The sequence below is a fragment of the Verrucosispora sp. TAA-831 genome (assembly GCF_050780145.1).
Taxonomy (GTDB): Bacteria; Actinomycetota; Actinomycetes; order Mycobacteriales; family Micromonosporaceae; genus Micromonospora.
This window is the reverse complement of sequence record NZ_CP192240.1, coordinates 3,389,580-3,409,730: the sequence shown is the minus strand read 5'-3', so window position 1 is coordinate 3,409,730 and position 20,151 is coordinate 3,389,580. Positions and strand designations below refer to the sequence as shown.

Genomic DNA, 20,151 nt, shown 5'->3' with positions numbered 1-20,151 from the left:
TCCTGGATCGAGTGCGCGACCACACGGACAGGGCGGTGGTGAGCTGATGGTCAGATGTGGCCGGCCTGGTCATCGGGGCGGTCTAGGAGCATCAGGCGGGCCTGCTTGTGCGGCAGGTCGATCAACGGGCCCTCGACGAAACCGGCCCGCCGGAGCCGGGCGATCGCCTTGTCGTTGCGGGCGTCGGGCTCCATGATGAGCCGCTGTCGGGTGGGGTCGGTGAAGACGAACGCGACGAACTCGGCGAGCAGCGTGCCGGTGAAGCCGGGCTCGGGGCGTACCGGGGGGCCGATCAGCAGGTGGCCGCCGTAGTCGCCGGGCCGTACCGGGTAGCACTCGCCGACCGGGTCGTGTTCCGGCTGGTAGCCCTGGAACAGCGCGACCGGGTCCCCGTCCCGCAGCGTCAGGTACGCGTGGTGGGTGGGCAGCGAGTCGACGTACCGGTAGACCTCCGCGACCCGGTCGCGGTCGGCGTCGCGCATGCCCCAGAAGCGGGCCCGGTCCTGGCTGACCCAGCCGTGGATGACGTCCGCGTCGGCGTCCGGGTCGACCGGCCGGAAGGTGACGGTGCCGAAACCGGGGACGTGTCGCGTGTGGTGGTGCGGGTCAGTCATCGTGCTCCTCGGTGAGGCGGTCCCAGTCGCAGGTCACCTCGACCAGTTCGCCGCGCAACCAGTGGGTGAGCTGGTCGTCGCGGTGCTCTCCGGTGCCGGTGGCACCGAGCGGCACCACCCACCGGCTGTCCTCGCGGCGGGCCAGGTCCCACACGTAGCGGGCGGCCGGGCCGCGTAGGCACAGGTCGGTGACGCCGGGCACGCTGGAGGTGGCCAGCACGCAGTCGCCGTCGCCGGACAGCTCCGGACCGGGTGGGGCGGCCGGATCGGGCAGGGCCCGCCACGGCAGCAGCCGGTGCCGCTCACCCCACCGGCGGCTGTCGCCGGTCGCGGCGACCTCCTCGGCCGCCGCCCGCACCAGCGCGTCGCGGTCCACGCCCGGCAGATCGGCGTGCAGCAGCGGGACCACCGCGTACCCGACCCGGGGCACCAGCGCCAGCCAGGGGTGGAACACCTCCGGGTGGGCCGGCGGCTCGGCCAGCACGGCCAGCGCCGGGTGGGCGGCGAGCCGCCGGGCCACCGCCGAGCGCAGGTCGGCGAAGGCCGCCGCGTCGACGCTGTCGGCGGCCATCCGGCGGTCCCACGCCAGCAGCCGGGTCCGCAGGGCGTCGGCGTCGGCGCTGAGCCCGTCCAGGTCGGCGAGCACGGCGAGCAGCGGTTCGGCTCCGGCCAGGTGGGTGTCGGTGTGTACGGCGGCCATCTGCTCCGCCCGCCAGCTTGTGCCGGCGGTGAGCAGCGTACGGATCCGGTCGGCCCGGTACGGCGGGGCGAACTCGACCCCGAGGTCGGCGGAGATGCCGCGTTCGTTGGCCATCACCGCCACCCCGTCGACCGGGGACTGCGGGGTGTCGTGCCAGCCGTGCCAGGTGTGCTCCGCCGACCAGCCGGGCACCACCCGCAGCCCGTTGTCCTCATGCCGTCGGGGCACCCGCCCGGCGACCCGGTGCAGCAGCCCACCGTCGGTGTCGGCGGCGAGCACCACGTTGACCGGCTCGACCCAGCCGTCCAGCGCGGCGTCCAGGTCGCCGACGGTGCGGGCGCGCAGCAGCGCGGGCAGCACGGCGAAGCCGAGGTCACCGGTGACCCGGGGCGGGTGACGCAGGCTGACGGCCAGCTCCGGGTCGTGGTCCGGGCCGCCGGAGACCACCGGCCCGCGCTCGGTCTCGATCACCTCGACCTCGACCGGGTCGGCACCGGCCACCTCGACGGTCTCGACCTGCCGGTACGCCGGTCGCCACCCGTCCGGCCCGTACGCCTCGACCGCGTCGCCGACCCGGCGCAGCCGCTCGGCGTACAGGTCCTGGTAGTCGGACATCGCGTTGGTGATGGCCCAGGCCACCGCACCGGCGTGCCCGAAGTGCGGCAGGCCCGGCACGCCGGGCACGGCGAAGCCGAGCACGTCGTACTCCGGGCAGGCCAGGCGGATCTGCTGGTAGATGCCGGGCGCCTCGATGAACCGGTGCGGGTCACCGGCGATCAGCGCCGCACCGGTGGCGGTCCGGTCGCCGGTGACCAGCCAGCCGTTGCTGCCGGAGGTCACCTGCCCGTCGACGGCGAACAGGCGGGCCGCCGCCGGACCGAGCTTTCGCGCCACGTGTTCGCGCCAGAGTTTGGTGGGCAGCCCGGCGAAGAGCACGTGGTGGCCGAGCCAGACGGCCAGCGGTGTCCACGGCTGCCAGGTGCCGGGGGACAGGCCGGTGGTGGCGAACTCGGGCGCCCGGGCCGCGCCCTCGGCGAGACCGCTGTTGACGCCGTCGACGTACCGGCCGACCCACTCGGCCGTGGCCGGGTCCAGCGCCGCGTGGCAGCGGCGCGCGGTGTCGGCGAGCCGGACCTGCCGCGCGAACCGGTCCCAGGCGAGCGCGTCCGGGCCGAGGAAGGCGGCGCTGGTGCCCTGCGAGCGGTGCCGCTCCACCTCGATCTGCCAGGCCCGGTCCAGGGCGGTCACCCGACCCTGCGCGTACGCCAGCGAGCCGGGGTCGTCGGCGCGTAGGTGCGGGATGCCGTACCGGTCCCGGTAGCGGCGTCCACTGTGCGCGGATGGTCCGGTCGTCCGCCGCTCGTCCACGGCGTAACCGTACCGGTGCGCAGGACAGCGGCGGGGACCGGCGGTGGGGGGATCGGGTGGTGGCTCGATGACGGACAGTGTGAGCTCCTGTGTGGTGCGAAACGCCGAGCGGGACTTGACAGCCGGTTAGGTTAGGTTAACCTAACCGCGGTTGTCCAAGGTCCTCTCGACCCTGATCGAAAGACGACGCGATGCCTGATCCCGTCTCCGTCCGCCGCTCCCCGTCCAGGGGCCCACTCGCCGCCGGCACTGCTGCCGCATTCGGCGGGACCACCGGTCGTGATGGAGCCGACTCGCCGATCACTTTCGGTCTTCCGCGAAGCGGTCACATCGGTCGACCTCGCTTCGCATCCGCCATTTCCGGCCTCGTGCCGACCGCCACCCCGCCGCCGGGTGCGCGACTGCTCGCCTGACGCCTCCGGGCGACCCGCGCCTCATCCCGCCGGCCGTCCATGCCACCACCCGCCGAGACCGCAGCGCCCCGCCGCTCGACGTACGAGCGGCGGCTTCCGCCTGCCCGACACCTGATCCGCCGAGCGTGGAGGACGTCCATGACCCTGCCGGTGCACACCGCCGAGGCAACGCCGACCCGGCCGCCGAACGGGCCCACAACAGCCCGTACCCACCTGTTCCACGCCGGCACAGTCGAGGAGTACCAGCGTGTCGTGGCGGCCGGCACCGAGCGGGTGGCCCGGCGGGTGGCCGAGGCGACCGGACCCTGCACCGGCGTACGCCCGGACGAGTTGGCGCCGCTGGTCGACGCGGTCGACCTGGACCGCCCGCTGGGTGACGCCACCGCCGCGCTGGACGAGTTGGAGGAGGTCTACCTGCGTGACGCGGTCTACTTCCACCACCCCCGCTACCTGGCCCACCTGAACTGTCCGGTGGTCCTCCCGGCGCTGCTCGGCGAGGCGGTGCTCAGCGCCGTGAACTCCTCGATGGACACCTGGGACCAGAGCGCCGGCGGCACCCTCATCGAGCGGCGGCTGGTCGACTGGACGGCCGGCCGGATCGGGTTCGGCCCGACCGCCGACGGGGTGTTCACCAGCGGCGGCACCCAGTCCAACCTGCACGCCCTGCTGCTGGCCCGGGAGGAGGCCCTGGCCGGTGCCACCCCCGCCGACCGGCGCATCCTGCTGCCCCGGCTGCGGATCATCGCCTCCGCGGCCGGTCACTTCAGCGTGCAGAAGGCGGCCAAGCTGCTCGGTCTGGCCCCGGACGCGATCGTGCTGGTGGAGACCGGCCCGGACCGGCGGATGCGGTCCGGCGCGGTCCGCCACGAGATCTCCCGCTGCCGACGCGACGGCCTGCCGGTGATGGCGGTCGTGGCCACCGCCGGCACCACCGACTTCGGCACCATCGACCCGCTCGACGAGATCGCCGAGGTGTGCGCCACCGCCGGGGTGTGGCTGCACGTCGACGCCGCGTACGGCTGCGGGCTGCTGGTCTCGCCGACCCGCCGGCACCTGCTCGACGGCATCGAGCGGGCCGACTCGGTGACCGTCGACTACCACAAGTCCTTCTTCCAGCCGGTCAGTTCCAGCGCGGTGCTGGTCCGCGACGGGCGGACGCTGCGGCACGTCACCTGGCACGCCGACTACCTCAACCCGGCCCGGATGGTCGCCCAGCGCATCCCCAACCAGGTCGACAAGAGCATGCAGACCACCCGGCGCTTCGACGCCCTCAAGCTCTGGCTGACCCTGCGGGTGATGGGCCCGGACGCGGTCGGTGAGCTGTTCGACGAGGTCTGCGACCGGGCCGACGACGCCTTCGAGATGGTCGCCGCCGACCCCCGCTTCGAGGTGCTGACCCGCTCGCCGCTGAGCACCGTGGTGTTCCGCTGGCTGCCCGGCGGCCCCGGCCGGGACCTGGCGGACGCGGCCAACCTGCGGGCCCGGGAGGCACTGGCCGCCTCCGGCCTGGCCGTCGTCGCGGGGACCAAGGTGGACGGTCGGCAGTACCTCAAGTTCACCGTTCTCAATCCGCACACCACACGCGAGGATGTCGGGTACGTGCTGGACCTGATCGCCGAGCACGCCGGCCGGTACGTGCACGCCCACGCCGGCACGCCCGCCGTTGACCTGACCTGCCCGGTCGGCTGACATGCCGCCGGAGAACCCGAGCCTGGAGGGCCGGATGTCCAGCTACGACTTCATCGGGATCGGTCTCGGCCCGTACAACCTCGGCCTGGCCTGCCTGACCGCGCCGATCGCCGACCTCGACGGACTGTTCCTGGAGGCCCGCGACGACGTGTCCTGGCACCCCGGGATGCTGCTGGAGTCGTCCCGCCTACAGACCCCGTTCATGGCCGACCTGGTGACCCTGGCCGACCCCACCTCGCCGTACTCCTTCCTCAGCTATCTGAAGGAGATCGGTCGGCTCTACCCCTTCTACATCCGGGAGAACTTCTACCCGCTGCGGGTCGAGTACGACGCGTACTGCCGGTGGGCCGCCGGGAAGCTGTCCAACCTGCGCTTCGGCCACCAGGTGACCGCCGTCGAGTACGACCCGGCCGACGACCGGTACGTGGTGAGCGCCACCGTCGACGGCAGCACCGTCACGCACCGGGCCCGGCACGTGGTGCTCGGCACCGGCACGCCGCCGCACCTGCCGCCCGCCTGCGCCGGGCTGGCCTCCGACGCGGTGCACAACTCGCGCTACCTGCCCAACCGGGACGCGCTGCGCGCGAAGCGCAGCATCACCGTGGTCGGCAGTGGCCAGAGCGCCGCCGAGATCTACCACGACCTGCTCGGCGACATCCACACCTACGGCTACCGGCTGAACTGGGTGACCCGCTCACCCCGGTTCTTCCCGCTGGAGTACACCAAGCTCACCCTGGAGATGACCTCACCGGACTACGTGGACTACTTCCACGCGCTGCCCGAGGCGACCCGCTACCGGTTGGAGTCCGAGCAGAAGGGCCTGTTCAAGGGGATCTCCGCCGACCTGATCGACGGCATCTTCGACCTGCTCTACGCCACCAGCGTGCACGGGCCGGTGGACACCCGCCTGCTGACCAACACCGAGCTGACCGGGGTGCGCTACGACGAGGCCGCCGGGGTGCACACGCTGGCGCTGCGCCACGTCGAGCAGGAACGCGACTTCACGCTGGAGACCGAGGGGCTGGTGCTGGCCACCGGCTACCACTACCGGGTGCCGGCATACCTGGACCCGATCCGGGACCGGCTGCGCTTCGACGGGCACGGTCGGCTCGACGTCGCCCGCAACTACAGCATCGACCAGACCGGACGCGGCGTCTTCCTCCAGAACGGTGGCACGCACACGCACAGCATCACCTCGCCCGACCTGGGGATGGGCCCGTACCGCAACGCCTGGATCATCCGTGAGCTTCTCGGTCGGGAGCCGTACCCGATCGAGAAGTCGATCACGTTCCAGGAGTTCGGGGTGCCCGCGTGACCGAGATCGTGTTCACCCGGCACGATCCGGGGCTGGGCGAGTTCGCCCTGCGTACGCTCGACGTGGCCGCCGACGCGCCGCTGCTGCACCGCTGGGTCACCCACCCGAAGGCGGCGTTCTGGATGATGCAGGACGCCGACGTGGACCGGGTCGCGGCCGAGTACGGCACGATCGCCGCCCACCCGCACCACGACGCGTACCTCGGGCTGTGGCGCGGCGAGCCGGCGTTCCTCGCCGAACGGTACGACCCGGCCCGGGTGGAGCTGGTCGGCCTGTACGACGCGCAGCCCGGCGACGTGGGCATGCACTTCCTCTGCGCGCCCACCGACACCCCGGTGCACGGCTTCACCACCGCTGTGATCACCACCGTGCTGGCCTGGCTCCTCACCGACCCCGCCACCCGTCGGGTCGTGGTCGAGCCGGACGTGCGCAACACCGCCGTGCACGCGCTCAACGCGGCGGTCGGGTTCGAGGTGGTCGGCCCGATCGCCAAGCCGGAGAAGACGGCCCTGTTGAGCATCTGCACCCGGGAGCGGTTCGTCGCCGCGACCCGTAACGAAGGAGCGTCATCGTGACCACCCCCGCCTCGTCCGCACCGGTCGCGCACCTGCGTCCGCAGACCTGGGAGCGGGTCAACCGGCTGCTGGTGCGCAAGGCCCTCGCGGAGTTCACCCACGAGCGGCTGCTGACCCCCGAGCCGGTCGACCCGAGCGCCGGGCCCGCCGACGCGTACGGCCGCCGGTGGTACGCGGTGAGCGGCGACTCCGGCGCGGTGCGGTACCGCTTCGCGGCGCGGGTGCTGGCGCTGGAGCACTGGGACATCGACCCGGGCAGCATCACCCGGCACCGGGGTGACGAGTCGCTGCCGCTGGACGCCGTCGACCTCTGTCTGGAACTGCGCGACGCGTTGGGGCTCGCCGACCGGATCCTGCCGGTCTACCTGGAGGAGATCACCTCCACGCTGGCCGGTGCCGCGTACAAGCTGGACCGCGCGCTGCCGAGCGCCGCCGAGCTGGTCGAGGCCGACTTCCAGGTGATCGAGACGTCGATGACCGAGGGCCACCCGTGCTTCGTGGCCAACAACGGCCGGCTCGGCTTCGGCGTCGACGAGTACCACCGGTTCGCCCCGGAGGCGGCCCGGCCGGTACGCCTCGTCTGGGTGGCCGCGCACCGCGACCACGCCCGCTTCACCTGCGCCGCCGACCTGGAGTACGCGAGCTTCCTGCGGGCGGAACTGGGCGAGGCGACCCTGGACCGGTTCAGCGACACGATGCGCGAACTCGGCCTGGACCTGGACGACTACCTGCTCATGCCGGTGCACCCGTGGCAGTGGTGGAACAAGACGTCGGTGACCTTCGCCGGTGAGGTGGCCCGCCGCCGCCTGGTGTACCTCGGCGAGGGGCCGGACGAATACCTGGCCCAGCAGTCCATCCGGACCTTCTTCAACGTCAGCGCACCGCAGCGGCACTACGTCAAGACCGCCCTGTCGGTGCTGAACATGGGCTTCATGCGGGGGCTGTCGGCCGCGTACATGGAGGCCACTCCGGCGATCAACGACTGGCTCGCCGAGTTGGTCGCCGGGGACGCGGTGTTCGGCGCCACCGGCCTGACCATCCTGCGGGAGCGGGCCGCCGTCGGCTACCGGCACCGGCAGTACGAGGCGGCGACCGACCGCTACTCGCCGTACCGCAAGATGCTGGCGGCGCTCTGGCGGGAGAGCCCGGTGCCCGGCCTCGCCCCCGACGAACGGCTGGCCACCATGGCGTCGCTGCTGCACGTCGACGCCGACGGCCGCTCGTTCGCCGCCGAACTCGTCGCCGCCTCGAAGCTCGCGCCGACGGAGTGGCTGCGCCGCTACCTGAACGCCTACCTGACCCCGCTGCTGCACGCCTTCTACGCCTACGACCTGGCCTTCATGCCGCACGGCGAGAACGTCATCCTGGTGCTGCGCGACGGCGCGGTCGAACGGGTGATCTTCAAGGACATCGCCGAGGAGATCGTGGTGATGAGCGCCGACGCGGAGCTGCCGGCGACCGTGGAGCGCATCCGGGCCGACATCCCGGAGGACATGAAGCTGCTCTCCATCTTCACCGACGTCTTCGACTGCTTCTTCCGCTTCCTCAGCGCCACCCTGGTCGCGCAGGGCGTGGTGGACGAGGAGACGTTCTGGCGGGCGGTCGCCGACTGCGCCACCGCGTACGCCGACCAGGTGCCGCACCTGGCCGACCGGCTGGCCCGGTACGACCTGTTCGCCCCGGAGTTCGCGCTGTCCTGCCTCAACCGGCTGCAACTGCGCGACAACCAGCAGATGGTCGACCTGTCCGACCCGTCGGCCGCCCTGCAACTCGTCGGCGCCCTGCCCAACCCGCTGGCCCCCTTCGCGCCCGCGCGGTGAGCCGGTGACCCGTCCTGCCGACCGTGGCAGGGCGGGTCAGTCGTCGGACAGGTCGGCCAGGTCCCGCGTCAACAGGTCGGCCAGGATCGTGTGCCGCCCCGGGTCGTTGTCGGGCGTGATGCCCCGGCTGGGCATCTCCACGGTCATCAGCAGGTGCAGGTGCATCCGGTACAACGCCAACCGGCGGCGTACCCCGTCGTCGAAGACCAGTGGCGTGCCGGTGGCCTCGGCGTACCCGCGCAGGAACGGGTGCGTCGGCTCGTCCTCGGCGCGCCGGAACAGCAGCGGTGAGACCAGGTCCAGCAGCGGGTCGCCGTAGAGGAACCGTTCGCCGTCGACCAGCCCGCACATCCGGTACGCGCCGGTGTCGTCCGGCGCGGCCAGCACGTTGCCGTCCCAACAGTCGAAGTGCAGCAGCGCCGGTCGGCGTACCTGGTCGAGCAGGTCACCGTGCCGGGCGACCAGCGTGCGGAACCGCTGCGGCGGGACGGGCAGCGCGATGTCCCAGTCGGCGGCGTCGGCGAGCAGGTCCTCGATGATCGCCGTGAACGCCGCCCGCCAGGTCGTCCCGCCGGTCCGGTCCGCGTCGTAGCCGAACCGGTCGCCGGTGATGCGGTGCACGGCTGCCGTCGCCGCGCCCAGGTCGGCGCGGGCCGGTGCGTCGTCGACGTCCAGGTCGGGCAGGGCGCGGCCGGGCAGCCGGCTGGTGACCAGCCACTCGCCGAGGCGCGGGTGCACCCCGTGGTGCAGGACGGTCGGTACCGGCACCGTCGGCGCTCCGGTGGCGACCAGCCGGAAGTAGCGGGCCTCGGCGGCGAGCAGCCCGGTCTCGTACCGGAGCAGCCGGGCGGTGGGCGGCGGGCCCACCTTGAGCACGACTTCGCGGTCGTCGTCGAGGTGGACCCACCACACGGTGGCGAAGCCGCCGCCGGTCAGCGGCGCGCAGTCGCGGACCTTGCGGTCGGGGCCGAACGAGGCCCGGACGTAGTCGGTCACGTCGTCGGCGGTGAGAACCTGTTGGGTGGGGCTGAGCGGGGGCACCGGACCAGGGTATGCGTCCGGTGCCGCCGGTCAGCCGCCGGTCAGCCGCCGGTCACCACTCCGGTCAGCACCACGTCCACGATCGGCCCGCCCTCGGGCTCGGCGAAGGTCAGCTCGATCCACTCGTCCGGCTCGGTCACCGAGTCGGCGATCGTCGGCACGATGACCTCACCGACGCCGGTCTCGGCCGGAATCACCAGGTACGGCGTCAGCCATGTCTGCGACAGCGGCCGTTCCGGCTGCACCGACTCGTACGCGTGGTCGGTGAACCAGTCCGGGTCCACGTCCAGGGTGGACAGCTCGGGTCCGGAGCTGGGCGCCTGCGGCCAGGCGGACAGGAACAGCCCCTGCTCGGTCGGCTCGGAGGCCGAGAAGCGCCAGCTCAACAGTTCGCCCTCGGCGACGCGTACCTCGCGGGCCTCGACGGTGAGCACCGGCACCGGGTCGTCGTTGCGGACGTCGAGTCCACCGACGTAGTCGCCGACCACGACACCCCGGTCCGTCTTGACAGACAAGGTGTACTGCTCGGTGTAGTTCCACAGCGTGTCACCGGGCACCTCGACGGGCACCGGGATGCTGCGCTGACCGGGTCGCACGGTGGCCGTCCAGATGCGCGTCTCGAGGGTCACCGGGTCGAGCAGGTACAGCCGTACCGCGCCGCTGCCGCGTCCGGTCAACGACACCGGGATCTTGTGCGTCCGGGTGCCGGAGTCGCCCTCGGACACCTCAAGGGTGCCGACGTCGAGGCGGGGCAGGCGGGCCGGGCGTGGGTCGGGGGTGCCCGGCGACCATCCCCACGCGTCGAGCAGCCAGGCGCGGCCGTTCGCGCTGCGCGGGGTGATCTCGATCGCGGCGAGCCGGGTGGGGGCGCCCTTCAGCGGTACCCGCACCTCCTGCGCCCAGTACGAGGTCGTGTACCCGGTCCCGGGCAGGCCGTCGACCCGGACGGCACCGAGCCGGGTACGCCGTCCGTCCGTGCCGACCACGGTCACGTCCCACCGGGTGTCGGTGGTGTTCGGCGGGACGATGACGCGGAGTGCCAGTTCCCGGGCACCGGCGACGGAGACCGGCCGGGGCGGCGTCAGCCGGATCGGGGTGCCGGCGCGGGACCAGGTCAGCTCGGCCGCGTACCGGTCGACGTCGGGCACGGTCCAGCGGAACGGCACGAAGTGCGCGAACTGTGCATCACGGTCGTCCGGGTCGAGGCAGGACCGCTGCGGATCGTCGGTGACCTGGTCGCAGAGGCGGGCCCCGCCGGAGAGCGTGGTCGACGGGTCCGGCGTCAGGACCGGCGTGCGGTTGCCGCCGAGCGCGTGACTGAGCACCCGGGCCGGGTCGGCCGAGGGGGCGCGTCGGCCACTGCCGTCGAGCAGCGGTCGGACCCGGTCGTCGCCCGCGACGAAGAGCCGTGCGGCGGCGGCGACGTAGGTGGCGCCGACGGTCTGCTGCTGCGCGGCGGTGAGCCGGGTCGGGGTGCCGGGATCACAGACGGGGTCCGGTCCACCGTCGTCGGTGAAGAAGTCGTCCCACGACGGGGCCACCGCCTGTCCGGGCGTCCACTCGGTGTTGAAGTAGTTGTGGTTGGCGCCGATGACGTAGAGCGCGCTGTGCAGGGCGCCGCCGGAGCTGACGCCGCGTGTCGCGTCCACGAACATCTGGCCCTCGAGGTCGAGGACGTCACCGTCGCAGCCGGGCAGGATCGTCGCCGACGGGACGTCCGGCACCGGGTTGTGCCCGGCCATGGTCGGACCGATCAGCAGCAGACCGCGTACCGTCCAGCGGACCCGGCCCGAGTAGCCGTCGACGGCGGCCGGCGGCGGGGTGAGTGAGTCCATCGCGGCGCGGTTGACCCCCTCGCCGCCCCGGGAGTGCCCCATCAGGAGCACCCGGGACAGGTCGGCGCGGGGTGCCGCGCGCACGATCGCCGGTGCGGTGGCGCGTCCGGCGCCGGCCCAGTCGGCCCACTTGGCCAGGTGCAGCCGGATCAGCGAGGAGCGGGCCTGGGCGCCGCTGTCCTCGACGGCCCCGTCCTGGCCGTTGATCCCGTTGGCCGAGATGGAGACGGTCAGGTAGCCCTGCGAGGCGAGCAGCCGCTGCGCCTGGAGGTAGCCCCGGTGGCTCGGGATCGGATCGGTGCCGTCCGGGCACGGCCACTGGAGGAACAGATCGTCGGCACCACTCTGGTAGCAGGTCGTGTGACGGCCGTGCAGGAACACCGCGAGCGGTCGCGCTCCGGTGCCGCCCTGCGGCGCGACCACCACCGCACGCATCTCGACCTTCTCCGGGAAGTCCGGCAGCGTGACGGCGGGCAGGTCGTACTCGCCGGTGATATGTCCGTGGGGTCCGGGGACGCCGGGATCGACCGCGGCTGCGGGCTGCGGGGCGGGTACGGCGGCGACCGGACCGGACCGGCGGGCGGCCGGTGGAGCCGCTCCGTCGAGCCGCCTGCCGCCGGCCCGCACGCTGAGCTGGTCGGGCTCGACCGGCCCGGTCAGCGGCAGGCTGAACGTGCGACCGTCCGGGTGCGGGCGGGCCCGGCCGAGCCGCCGGTCACCGGACCAGAACTCGACCGCAGCACCACCGACCGGCACCCGGTTGCTCGAACGCCAGGTCAGCTCGCCGCCGGCCATGGACCAGCCGGTGGCGGCGGGCCGGTGTGCGGGGCTGTCCGGAGGAGCAGCCACCGCCGGCCCGGTGGCGCCGGCCACCATCGCCACGGCGAGCGCGGCGGAGATCAGGAGTCTACGCATGACACTACGTCTATCTCAGCCGCGCAACCCGATCGCGGCGGCCACGGTCAATCCGGTGGCGGGGCGGAACTGTCCCGGCGGACCAGCTCGGCGGCGAGCGACTCCACCCGGGGGCGGTCGGCACCCGGGTCCAGGGCCAGTGCCATGGCCCGCGCGCCCATCTCCACCAGCGGCAGCCGGATCGTGGTCAGCGTCGGGGTGACGTCCCGGGCCATCGGCATGTCGTCGAAGCCGACGACGGTGACCCGGTCGGGCACCGTCAGCCCGCGTGAGCGCAGCAACGCCAACGCGCCGATCGCCATCGAGTCGTTGAGCGCCGCGATGGCGGTCAGCTCCGGTTCCGCGTCGAGCAGAGCGGCGGTGGCGGCGGCCCCACCGTCGCGGTCGAACTCGGCGTACCGGACACGGTGTTCCGGGAGGTCCCGGCCGTGTGCGGTGAGCGCCTCGCGCAGCCCGGTCAACCGGTCGGTGGTGGTGGTCAGCACCTGCGGACCGGCCACCACGCCGATCCGCTCGTGGCCCAGCCGGCACAGCTCCTGCCCGAGCAGTCGGGCGCCGCTGCGGTTGTCGGGCATCACCGCGTCGCCGGAGTGCTCGTGCCGACCGATCACCGCGACCCGCCCGCCGGTCGCCTCGTACGCGGCCAGCTTGCCGTTGAGCAGGCGGGTGAAATCCGCGTCGTGGTAGCCGGAGCCGGCCAGGATGATGGCGGCCACCTGGTGCCCGCGCAGCAGTTCGACGTACTCCAGTTCGCGCTCCGGGTCGCGGTAGCTGTTGCAGATCATCAGCAGTCGACCCTGGTCGGTGGCGACCCGTTGCAGACCTCGGGTGATCTCGGAGAAGTACGGGTCGGAGACGTCGTGCACGATCACGCCCACCGCGCCCCGGTGTGAGCGGGCGAGCAGTTGGGCGTGGGCGTTGGGTACGTACTGCAACTCGGCGACGGCCTGGAGCACCCGCTCCCGCAACTCGTCGGTGACCGGCTTGCTGCTGCCGTTGATCACCCGAGAGGCGGTGGCGGGGGAGACGCCGGCCCGCCGGGCCACATCGGACAGAGTCGCCACGTACCGCCCCCTTGCGCTCACGCCGCGCGCCTGCGGCCAGCGTCACCGTACCGCAGTCGGGGTCTCCCGCTCGGGGGCCGGTTCCGGCAGCTCACACCGCTGGTCGCGGCCCAGCTCAGCGTGCCTTCGCACGGTGTCGGGACGGTGGCCGGCACCGGTTGGTGGGCGGTGGGGGCCGGAAGTATCGCTGCCGGGAGAGCGCTTGCCTCGGCCCGGTGGCCCGGCCTAGGCTACGCGGGAAAGCGCTTACCTGTGCGTGTGTGACGGAAGGACCCCCCATGACCCGCAGGTCGATCGGCATCATCGTGAACGGCGTCACCGGCCGGATGGGATACCGGCAGCATCTGGTGCGCTCCCTGCTGGCCATCCGCGACGCCGGCGGCGTACGGCTGCCCGACGGCACCACCCTCTGGCCGCACCTCGTGCTGGTCGGCCGCAGCGAGGCCAAGCTGCGGGAGATCGCCGAACGGCACGGTCTGACCGACTGGACCACCGACCTGACCTCGGCGCTGGCCCGCGACGACGTCGAGATCTACTTCGACGCGCAGGTCACCCAGCAGCGGGAGAAGGCGATCCGGCAGGCCATCGAGGCCGGCAAGCACATCTACACCGAGAAGCCCCTCGCCGAGGACACCGCCGCCGCCCTGGACCTGGCCCGCGCCGCGAACGCCGCCGGTATTTGCACCGGCGTGGTGCAGGACAAACTCTTCCTGCCCGGACTGCGCAAGCTCAAGCGGCTGCTCGACGGCGGCTTCTTCGGTCAGGTGCTGTCGGTGCGCGGCGACTTCGGCTACTGGGTCTTCGAGGGCGACTGGCAACCCGCCCAACGTCCCTCCTGGAACTACCGAGCCGAGGACGGCGGCGGCATCGTGGTCGACATGTTCCCGCACTGGCACTACGTGCTGGCGGAACTCTTCGGCGAGGTCCGCAGCGTCTCGGCCACCGTCGCCACGCACATCCCGCAACGCGTCGACGAGCGGGGCCGCCCGTACGCGGCCACCGCCGACGATGCCGCGTACGCCGTGTTCGAGCTGGCCGGCGGCGTGATCGCCCAGCTCAACTCCTCCTGGTGCGTCCGGGTGCACCGGGACGAACTGGTCGAGTTCCAGGTCGACGGCACGCACGGCAGCGCCGTGGCCGGACTGCGTCGCTGCCGGGTGCAGCACCGCGCGGTGACTCCGAAGCCGGTGTGGAACCCGGACCTGCCCGCCACCGAGGACTTCCGCGCCCAGTGGACCGAGGTGCCGGACAACGAGGAGTTCGACAACGGCTTCAAGGTGCAGTGGGAGGCGTTCCTGCGGCACGTCGCGGTCGGCGAGCCGTTCCCGTGGGACTTCCTGGCCGGGGCGCGCGGCGTGCAACTGGCCGAACTGGGCCTGGTGTCGGCCCGCGAGGGTCGCCGCGTCGAGATCCCGGAGCTGTCGCTGTGAGCGCCACCGAGGTGAACCTGCCCGGTGGTCGGCGACTGCGGCTGGCCGGTGGGACCGGACATCCCCGCCCGGAGGGGCCGCCGCGCAGCCGGATCGCGTACGCCGCCGCGCACGTGGTGGCCGACCCGCAGGCCGACAACACCCCGGGTACGCCCGCTGTGGTCGACTGGGAGAGCACCCTCGCCTTCCGTCGCCACCTCTGGTCGTACGGGCTGGGGGTGGCCGAGGCGATGGACACCGCGCAGCGTGGCATGGGCCTGGACTATCCGGCCACCCGGGAACTGATCCGGCGCAGCGCTGCCGAGGCCTGGGCGGCCGACGGCCGGATCGTCGCCGGGGTCGCCACCGACCAGTTGCCGGCCGGACCGGTCACCCTCGCCGAGGTCACCGCCGCCTACCGCGAACAGCTCGACGACGTGCAGGCCGCCGGTGCGGTGCCGGTGCTGATGTGCAGCCGCCACCTGGCCGCCGCCGCCCGCGGCCCGGAGGACTACCTGCGGGTGTACGACGACCTGCTGTCCGCCGCCGACCGGCCGGTGGTGCTGCACTGGCTCGGCCCGATGTTCGACCCGGCGTTGACCGGCTACTGGGGCTCGACCGACCTGGACCTGGCCGCCGACACCGTGGTGGAGCTGCTCAAGACGCACGCCGCCCGGGTGGACGGGATCAAGGTGTCGCTGCTCGACGCCGGGCGCGAGGTGGCGTTGCGCCGCCGACTCCCGGCGGGCGTACGTCTCTACACCGGCGACGACTTCCACTACCCGGAGCTGATCCGGGGCGACGCGGACGGCTACTCCGACGCGCTGCTGGGCGTCTTCGCGGCCATCGCACCGGCCGCCTCGGCCGCGTTCGCCGCCCTCGACCGGGGCGACCTGACCGCGTACGACGAGATCTTCGCGCCCACCGTGCCGCTGGCCCGGCACCTGTTCGCGGCCCCGACCTGGTATTACAAGACCGGCATCGTCTTCCTCGCCTGGCTCGCCGGCCACCAGGACCACTTCACCATGGTCGGTGGCCTCCAGTCCGGCCGGTCACCGGCGCACCTGGCCACCCTGCTCACCCTGGCCGACGCCGCCGGTCTGCTGCCCGACGCCGAGCAGGCCGCCGCCCGCGCCCGGGCCTTCTTCCAGGTGGCGGGGGTGGCCCAGTGACCGCCGGTCGCCCGGAGCTGGCCCGTTTCTCGTTCAACCAGGCCACCGCCACGCACTGGGCGCTGCCCGACGTGGTGGCCGGGTGCGTCGCCGCCGGGGTGCCCGGCATCGGCCTGTGGCGGGAGCCGGTCGCCGAATACGGCCTGGACCGCGCCGCCAAGCTGGTCCGCGACGCCGGGTTGGCGGTCACCACACTGTGCCGGGGCGGGTTCTTCACCGCCGACGACTGGTGGGACGAGAACCGGCGCGCCGTCGACGAGGCCGCCGCCCTCGGCGCGCCGGTGCTGGTGCTGGTCTCCGGCGGCCTACCGCCCGGCAGCAAGGACATCGACGGGGCCCGCGCGCGGGTGGCCGACGCCATCGCCGACCTGGCCCCGTACGCCGACACCGCCGGGGTGACACTCGCCATCGAGCCGCTGCACCCGATGTTCAGCGCCGACCGATGCGTCATCGCCACCCTCGGGCAGGCGCTCGACATCGCCGAACGGTTCGACCCGAGCGTGGTCGGTGTGGTGGTCGACGCCTACCACGTGTGGTGGGACGACACCGTCCACGACCAGATCGCCCGCGCGGGGGAGTGGATCGCCTCGTTCCAGGTCTGCGACTGGATCACCCCGCTGCCCGAGGGCGTGCTGCTGGGGCGGGCGCTGCCCGGCGACGGCTGCATCGAGCTGCGCCGGATGCGCGAGGCGGTCGACGCGGCCGGCTACACCGGCCCGATCGAGGTGGAGGTCTTCAACGCGGAGGTCTGGGCGCGTCCCGGCGCGGACGTCCTGGCCGCCGCGATCGACGGCTACCTGCGGGAAGTGGTCTGACGACCCGGACCGCCGCCGGAAATGCCGGTCACAGTGTTCCGGGGCCTTCGTGTCGATCGGGTAGCCAGCCGAGGAAACGCCGGTAGAGCACGCCGGGCGGTACGTCGGGAAGGTCTGCCGAGGCGTCCGCGAGTTGTGCACCGAGGTAGATGCTGAGGGTCATCCGCTCGCGGTCGTACCGTTGCAGCAGTCGGCGTCGTCGGTCCGGGCACGGCCAGTCCTGCCCGCAGCCGAGGCATTCCCAGCCCGGTCGGGCGGCGATGTGTGCGACCGGGCCGGGAGGCGTTGGCTGGACGGCATCGAGGCGGGCCAGGATCCGGCGCTGCCGAGGACCGGACGGGTCGCCGAGGTCGACGCCGCGAAGGTGGATCCACAGTCCGTCGCTGTGTCGCTCCCGCCGCCCGACCTCCAGGATCCGGAACGTCAGACAGCCCAGGCCATAGCAGTAGTGCTGCTCGGCCACCTGCACCACGTCGCCTGTCCGGAACGGAACTCCACCGCTCACACCCATCGTCCACTCCTGTCCGGCAAGGGTGGGCGGGGCCGCCGGTCGCAGGGGCACGGCTGCGACCGGCGGCGGCTCGCCCGCAACGGTCTGCCTCGGTAGCGACAACCTTACTGCCTTTCGAATAAGGCAACAAGGACTGATTGCCGGTGTGATCGACACGTTCTAGCCTTGGCGCGTGGTCGATTGCGGTAGGAGTGGGAGATGAGTGAAGCGGGCTGGCTCAGTGTCTCGATGCCGTATCTCCGACCACGCCCCGACCAGCACGGCGATGCCTGGGCGGCCGACGCGGCGCAGCAGGGTGGCGTCGGCACGCAACGCCTGCTGCACGTCGGAGAGGTGGTCCCGGCTGCGGCGATCGCGGCGGCGCTCGGCGTGGAGGAAGGCACTCCGGCGGTCGTCCGTCGTCGGCTCATCTTGCTCGACGATCAGCCCGTGGAGCTGACCGACTCCTACTATCCGGTGACCATCGCCCGCGACACCGCGCTCGCCGAACCACGCAAGATCCGGGGAGGCGCGATCCGCCTCCTCGCCGAGTTGGGCTATGTTCCCAAGCAAGCCACGGAAGACGTCTACACGCGGGAGCCCGAGGCTGCCGAACGGCAGGTGCTGGATCTCACCGACGGAGAGTGGGTCCTCGGCCTGACGCGTGTGCTGACCACTCACGAGGGTGTACCGATCGAGGTGAGCGTCATGACGATGACGCCAGCGGGCCGACGCCTGCGATATCAGATGTCACTCGACTAGCGGATTGGGATACGGCATATGAACGGCGGACGCGACGGGCGACCTCGCCACGAGCAGATCGCGGCCGACCTCCGCGCCCGCATCATGTCGGGTGATCTGCCTGCGGGCTCTCGCCTGCCGTCCATCCCGACGCTGGTCCAGCAGTTCGATGCCGCCACCGCGACGGTGCAACGTGCCCTTGCCGCGCTCAAGGCGGAAGGGCTCCTGCACAGCGAGGTGGGCAAGGGAGTGTTCGTCCGGCATCGGCAAGCACTACCGATCGAGGCGATGGCCTACGTCGCGCCGTCGACCGGCGACTACAGCTATCACCTTCTCCGGGTCGCGGAGGTCGTGCCACCCGCCGACGTGGCGCGGGAACTGGAACTCGACGCCGATGAACGCGCTGTGCTCCGGCACCGCATCCTGCGTCACCGCGGCGAGCCGGTCGAGCTGTCGTGGTCGTACTACCCGTCCTCGATCGCGGTGGGAACCGAACTGGCCGAGCGTCGGAAGATCTCCGGTGGAGCGCCGAGGGTGCTGGCGGAGATCGGCCATGCTCAGCAGCGTATGAGCGACCACGTCTCGGCCAGGATGCCCACCACCGAAGAGATCGAGACGCTGAACCTGCCCGGTTACGTCCCGGTGCTTCGGCAGCTACGGGTGATCCGGTCGGCTGCGGGTCGACCCGTGGAGGTGTCGGTACTGGTGAAGGGCAGCCACCTGCACGAGCTGCGGTACGAGCAGACCATTGTCGACGGCACGTCGTAGCGGTGCCGCGCCGAGCGCTAATCCGTCGTGGTGCGGTTGGCGAGGGCGTCGACCAGGCGGCGGGTGGAGCCGGCCAGGTTCCACCGCTCGGCCAGCTCGACCAGGCGTTCCGGGTCGGCCGGTGCGGACGGCAGCTCGGTGGGCAGCGGCGGTAGTGGCACGTCCAGGGCGACCCGGACCACCTTCGGCGCCACCGCCAGGTAGTCGCGGGCGGCGTCGAGCTTGGTGCGTAGGCCGGGCGCGAAACCGGAGGCCGGATCGTCCAGGGCGGCCAGGATGCCGTCGATGTCGCCGTACCGCTCGATGAGTCGGGCGGCGGTCTTCTCGCCGACGCCGGCCACGCCCGGCAGCCCGTCGCTGGGGTCGCCGCGCAGTGCGGCGAAGTCGGCGTACCGGTCGGCGGCCACCCCGTAGCGGGACCGGACCGCCGTGTCGTCGCAGTCGTCCAGCTTGGCCACGCCCCGCCCGATGTAGAGCAGCCGCACCCCACGGGCGTCGTCGACGAGCTGGAACAGGTCACGGTCGCCGGAGACCACCTCGACCGGCCCGGGCTGGGTGACCGAGAGGGTGCCCAGCACGTCGTCGGCCTCGTATCCGGTCGCGCCGACCACGGTGATGCCGAAGGCGTCGAGCACGTCCAGGATCATCGGCACCTGCGGGCTGAGGGTGTCCGGCACGACCTCGCCGCCCTCGGGCGCCACCCGGTGCGCCTTGTACGACGGCAGCAGCGCGACCCGCCAGTCCGGCCGCCAGTCGTGGTCCATCGCGCACACCATCCGGCCCGGCCGCCGGGTGCGGACCAGTTGGGCGAGCATGTCGAGGAATCCGCGTACGGCGTTGACCGGCTGGCCGTCGGCGGTCCGCGCGGCTGACTCGGGGATGCCGAAGTAGGCCCGGAAGTAGAGACTGGGCGAGTCGACGAGCATGATCGGGGTCTGCTGTGCCACGCCCGACAGCCTGGCACATCCCACCGACGTTCGCGGTCGACGGCACGACCGGACGAGGAGGACCGATGCGCGTACCGACCCGGCTGGCCCTGACCGGAGTCAACCTGGACAGCCCGGACCCGGCCGCGCTGGCCCGGTTCTACGTGCGGTTGCTGGGCGGGGAGATCGAGGTGGAGGAGGCCGACGACGTCGTGCTGCGCAGTGCCGACGGTGGCCTGGCGTTGGCCTTCCAGCGCGAGCGGGCGTACGTGCGACCGACCTGGCCCGCCGAGGCGGACCGGCAGCAGATGATGATGCACCTGGAGATCGGGGTCGATGACCTGGACGCCGCCCTGGAGCACGCGCTGGCCTGCGGTGCCACGCTGGCCGAGTTCCAGCCGCAGGACGACGTACGGGTCTGCCTGGACCCGGACGGTCACCCGTTCTGCCTCTGGCTGATGGGCTGACTACGAGGCCGGTC

Annotated in this window: 17 protein-coding genes; 10 read left to right on the top strand and 7 right to left on the bottom strand. The window is 72.5% G+C overall.

What is annotated here, in order from left to right; all coding sequences use genetic code 11:
- Window positions 1-50: 50 nt before the first annotated feature.
- Window positions 51-614, bottom strand: a complete 564-nt coding sequence (locus ACQVFL_RS15445; RefSeq protein ID WP_431729704.1) for a GNAT family N-acetyltransferase — start codon at window positions 612-614, stop codon at window positions 51-53.
- The gene (locus ACQVFL_RS15440; RefSeq protein ID WP_431729703.1) at window positions 607-2,682 is read right to left on the bottom strand and encodes a penicillin acylase family protein; all 2,076 of its coding nucleotides are present in this window, start codon (window positions 2,680-2,682) and stop codon (window positions 607-609) included. The genes ACQVFL_RS15445 and ACQVFL_RS15440 overlap by 8 nt, the downstream gene beginning before the upstream one ends.
- Before the next feature lie 551 nt (window positions 2,683-3,233).
- Here ACQVFL_RS15440 and ACQVFL_RS15435 point away from each other — a divergent pair.
- From ACQVFL_RS15435 to ACQVFL_RS15420, 4 genes are read left to right on the top strand one after another with little or no spacing between them, the layout of a single operon-like run.
- Window positions 3,234-4,784, top strand: coding sequence for a pyridoxal phosphate-dependent decarboxylase family protein (locus ACQVFL_RS15435; protein WP_396695564.1), 1,551 nt, complete (start codon window positions 3,234-3,236; stop codon window positions 4,782-4,784).
- A 34-nt stretch (window positions 4,785-4,818) separates the two neighbouring features.
- Window positions 4,819-6,099, top strand: a complete 1,281-nt coding sequence (locus ACQVFL_RS15430) for a lysine N(6)-hydroxylase/L-ornithine N(5)-oxygenase family protein (protein ID WP_431729702.1) — start codon at window positions 4,819-4,821, stop codon at window positions 6,097-6,099.
- Between the two features lie 5 nt (window positions 6,100-6,104).
- On the top strand, window positions 6,105-6,674 hold the full coding sequence (locus ACQVFL_RS15425; protein WP_396695862.1) for a GNAT family N-acetyltransferase: 570 nt from the start codon (window positions 6,105-6,107) through the stop codon (window positions 6,672-6,674).
- Window positions 6,671-8,494 carry an IucA/IucC family protein gene (locus tag ACQVFL_RS15420; RefSeq protein WP_396695560.1) on the top strand — a complete coding sequence of 608 codons (1,824 nt, stop codon included), beginning with the start codon at window positions 6,671-6,673 and terminating at the stop codon, window positions 8,492-8,494. Before ACQVFL_RS15425 ends, ACQVFL_RS15420 begins: the two co-directional genes overlap by 4 nt.
- Before the next feature lie 36 nt (window positions 8,495-8,530).
- Here ACQVFL_RS15420 and ACQVFL_RS15415 read toward each other — a convergent pair whose 3' ends face one another.
- From ACQVFL_RS15415 to ACQVFL_RS15405, 3 genes are read right to left on the bottom strand one after another with little or no spacing between them, the layout of a single operon-like run.
- Window positions 8,531-9,535, bottom strand: a complete 1,005-nt coding sequence (locus ACQVFL_RS15415) for a phosphotransferase (RefSeq protein ID WP_431729701.1) — start codon at window positions 9,533-9,535, stop codon at window positions 8,531-8,533.
- A gap of 41 nt (window positions 9,536-9,576) precedes the next feature.
- Window positions 9,577-12,285, bottom strand: coding sequence for a hypothetical protein (locus ACQVFL_RS15410; protein WP_431729700.1), 2,709 nt, complete (start codon window positions 12,283-12,285; stop codon window positions 9,577-9,579).
- 47 nt (window positions 12,286-12,332) lie between these two features.
- Entirely contained in the window at window positions 12,333-13,349 is a 1,017-nt protein-coding gene (locus tag ACQVFL_RS15405; protein WP_431729699.1) for a LacI family DNA-binding transcriptional regulator, read from the bottom strand.
- A gap of 278 nt (window positions 13,350-13,627) precedes the next feature.
- Between ACQVFL_RS15405 and ACQVFL_RS15400 the strand changes: the two genes are divergently transcribed.
- The 3 genes from ACQVFL_RS15400 to ACQVFL_RS15390 are packed head-to-tail and all read left to right on the top strand — an operon-like array spanning window position 13,628 to window position 16,745.
- Entirely contained in the window at window positions 13,628-14,779 is a 1,152-nt protein-coding gene (locus ACQVFL_RS15400; protein ID WP_431729698.1) for a Gfo/Idh/MocA family protein, read from the top strand.
- Window positions 14,776-15,930: a dihydrodipicolinate synthase family protein gene (locus ACQVFL_RS15395; protein WP_431729697.1), complete on the top strand. Its 1,155-nt coding sequence runs from the start codon at window positions 14,776-14,778 to the stop codon at window positions 15,928-15,930. Before ACQVFL_RS15400 ends, ACQVFL_RS15395 begins: the two co-directional genes overlap by 4 nt.
- On the top strand, window positions 15,927-16,745 hold the full coding sequence (locus ACQVFL_RS15390; protein ID WP_396695548.1) for a sugar phosphate isomerase/epimerase family protein: 819 nt from the start codon (window positions 15,927-15,929) through the stop codon (window positions 16,743-16,745). Before ACQVFL_RS15395 ends, ACQVFL_RS15390 begins: the two co-directional genes overlap by 4 nt.
- A 28-nt stretch (window positions 16,746-16,773) precedes the next feature.
- On the opposite strand, the gene ACQVFL_RS15385 is transcribed toward ACQVFL_RS15390, so the two are convergent.
- On the bottom strand, window positions 16,774-17,256 hold the full coding sequence (locus ACQVFL_RS15385; RefSeq protein ID WP_431729696.1) for a hypothetical protein: 483 nt from the start codon (window positions 17,254-17,256) through the stop codon (window positions 16,774-16,776).
- A gap of 198 nt (window positions 17,257-17,454) precedes the next feature.
- Here ACQVFL_RS15385 and ACQVFL_RS15380 point away from each other — a divergent pair, with 198 nt between their 5' ends.
- Together ACQVFL_RS15380 and ACQVFL_RS15375 are read left to right on the top strand one after the other, a co-directional pair.
- Window positions 17,455-17,997, top strand: a complete 543-nt coding sequence (locus ACQVFL_RS15380; protein WP_396695544.1) for a UTRA domain-containing protein — start codon at window positions 17,455-17,457, stop codon at window positions 17,995-17,997.
- A gap of 18 nt (window positions 17,998-18,015) precedes the next feature.
- Complete coding sequence (locus ACQVFL_RS15375) at window positions 18,016-18,744, top strand: GntR family transcriptional regulator (RefSeq protein WP_396695542.1); 729 nt, start codon at window positions 18,016-18,018, stop codon at window positions 18,742-18,744.
- 17 nt (window positions 18,745-18,761) lie between these two features.
- Here the strand turns inward: ACQVFL_RS15375 and ACQVFL_RS15370 are convergent, their stop codons facing one another.
- Entirely contained in the window at window positions 18,762-19,670 is a 909-nt protein-coding gene (locus ACQVFL_RS15370; RefSeq protein WP_431729837.1) for a 5'-3' exonuclease, read from the bottom strand.
- Between the two features lie 86 nt (window positions 19,671-19,756).
- Between ACQVFL_RS15370 and ACQVFL_RS15365 the strand changes: the two genes are divergently transcribed.
- Window positions 19,757-20,137: a VOC family protein gene (locus ACQVFL_RS15365; protein WP_396695540.1), complete on the top strand. Its 381-nt coding sequence runs from the start codon at window positions 19,757-19,759 to the stop codon at window positions 20,135-20,137.
- Window positions 20,138-20,151 lie beyond the last annotated feature (14 nt).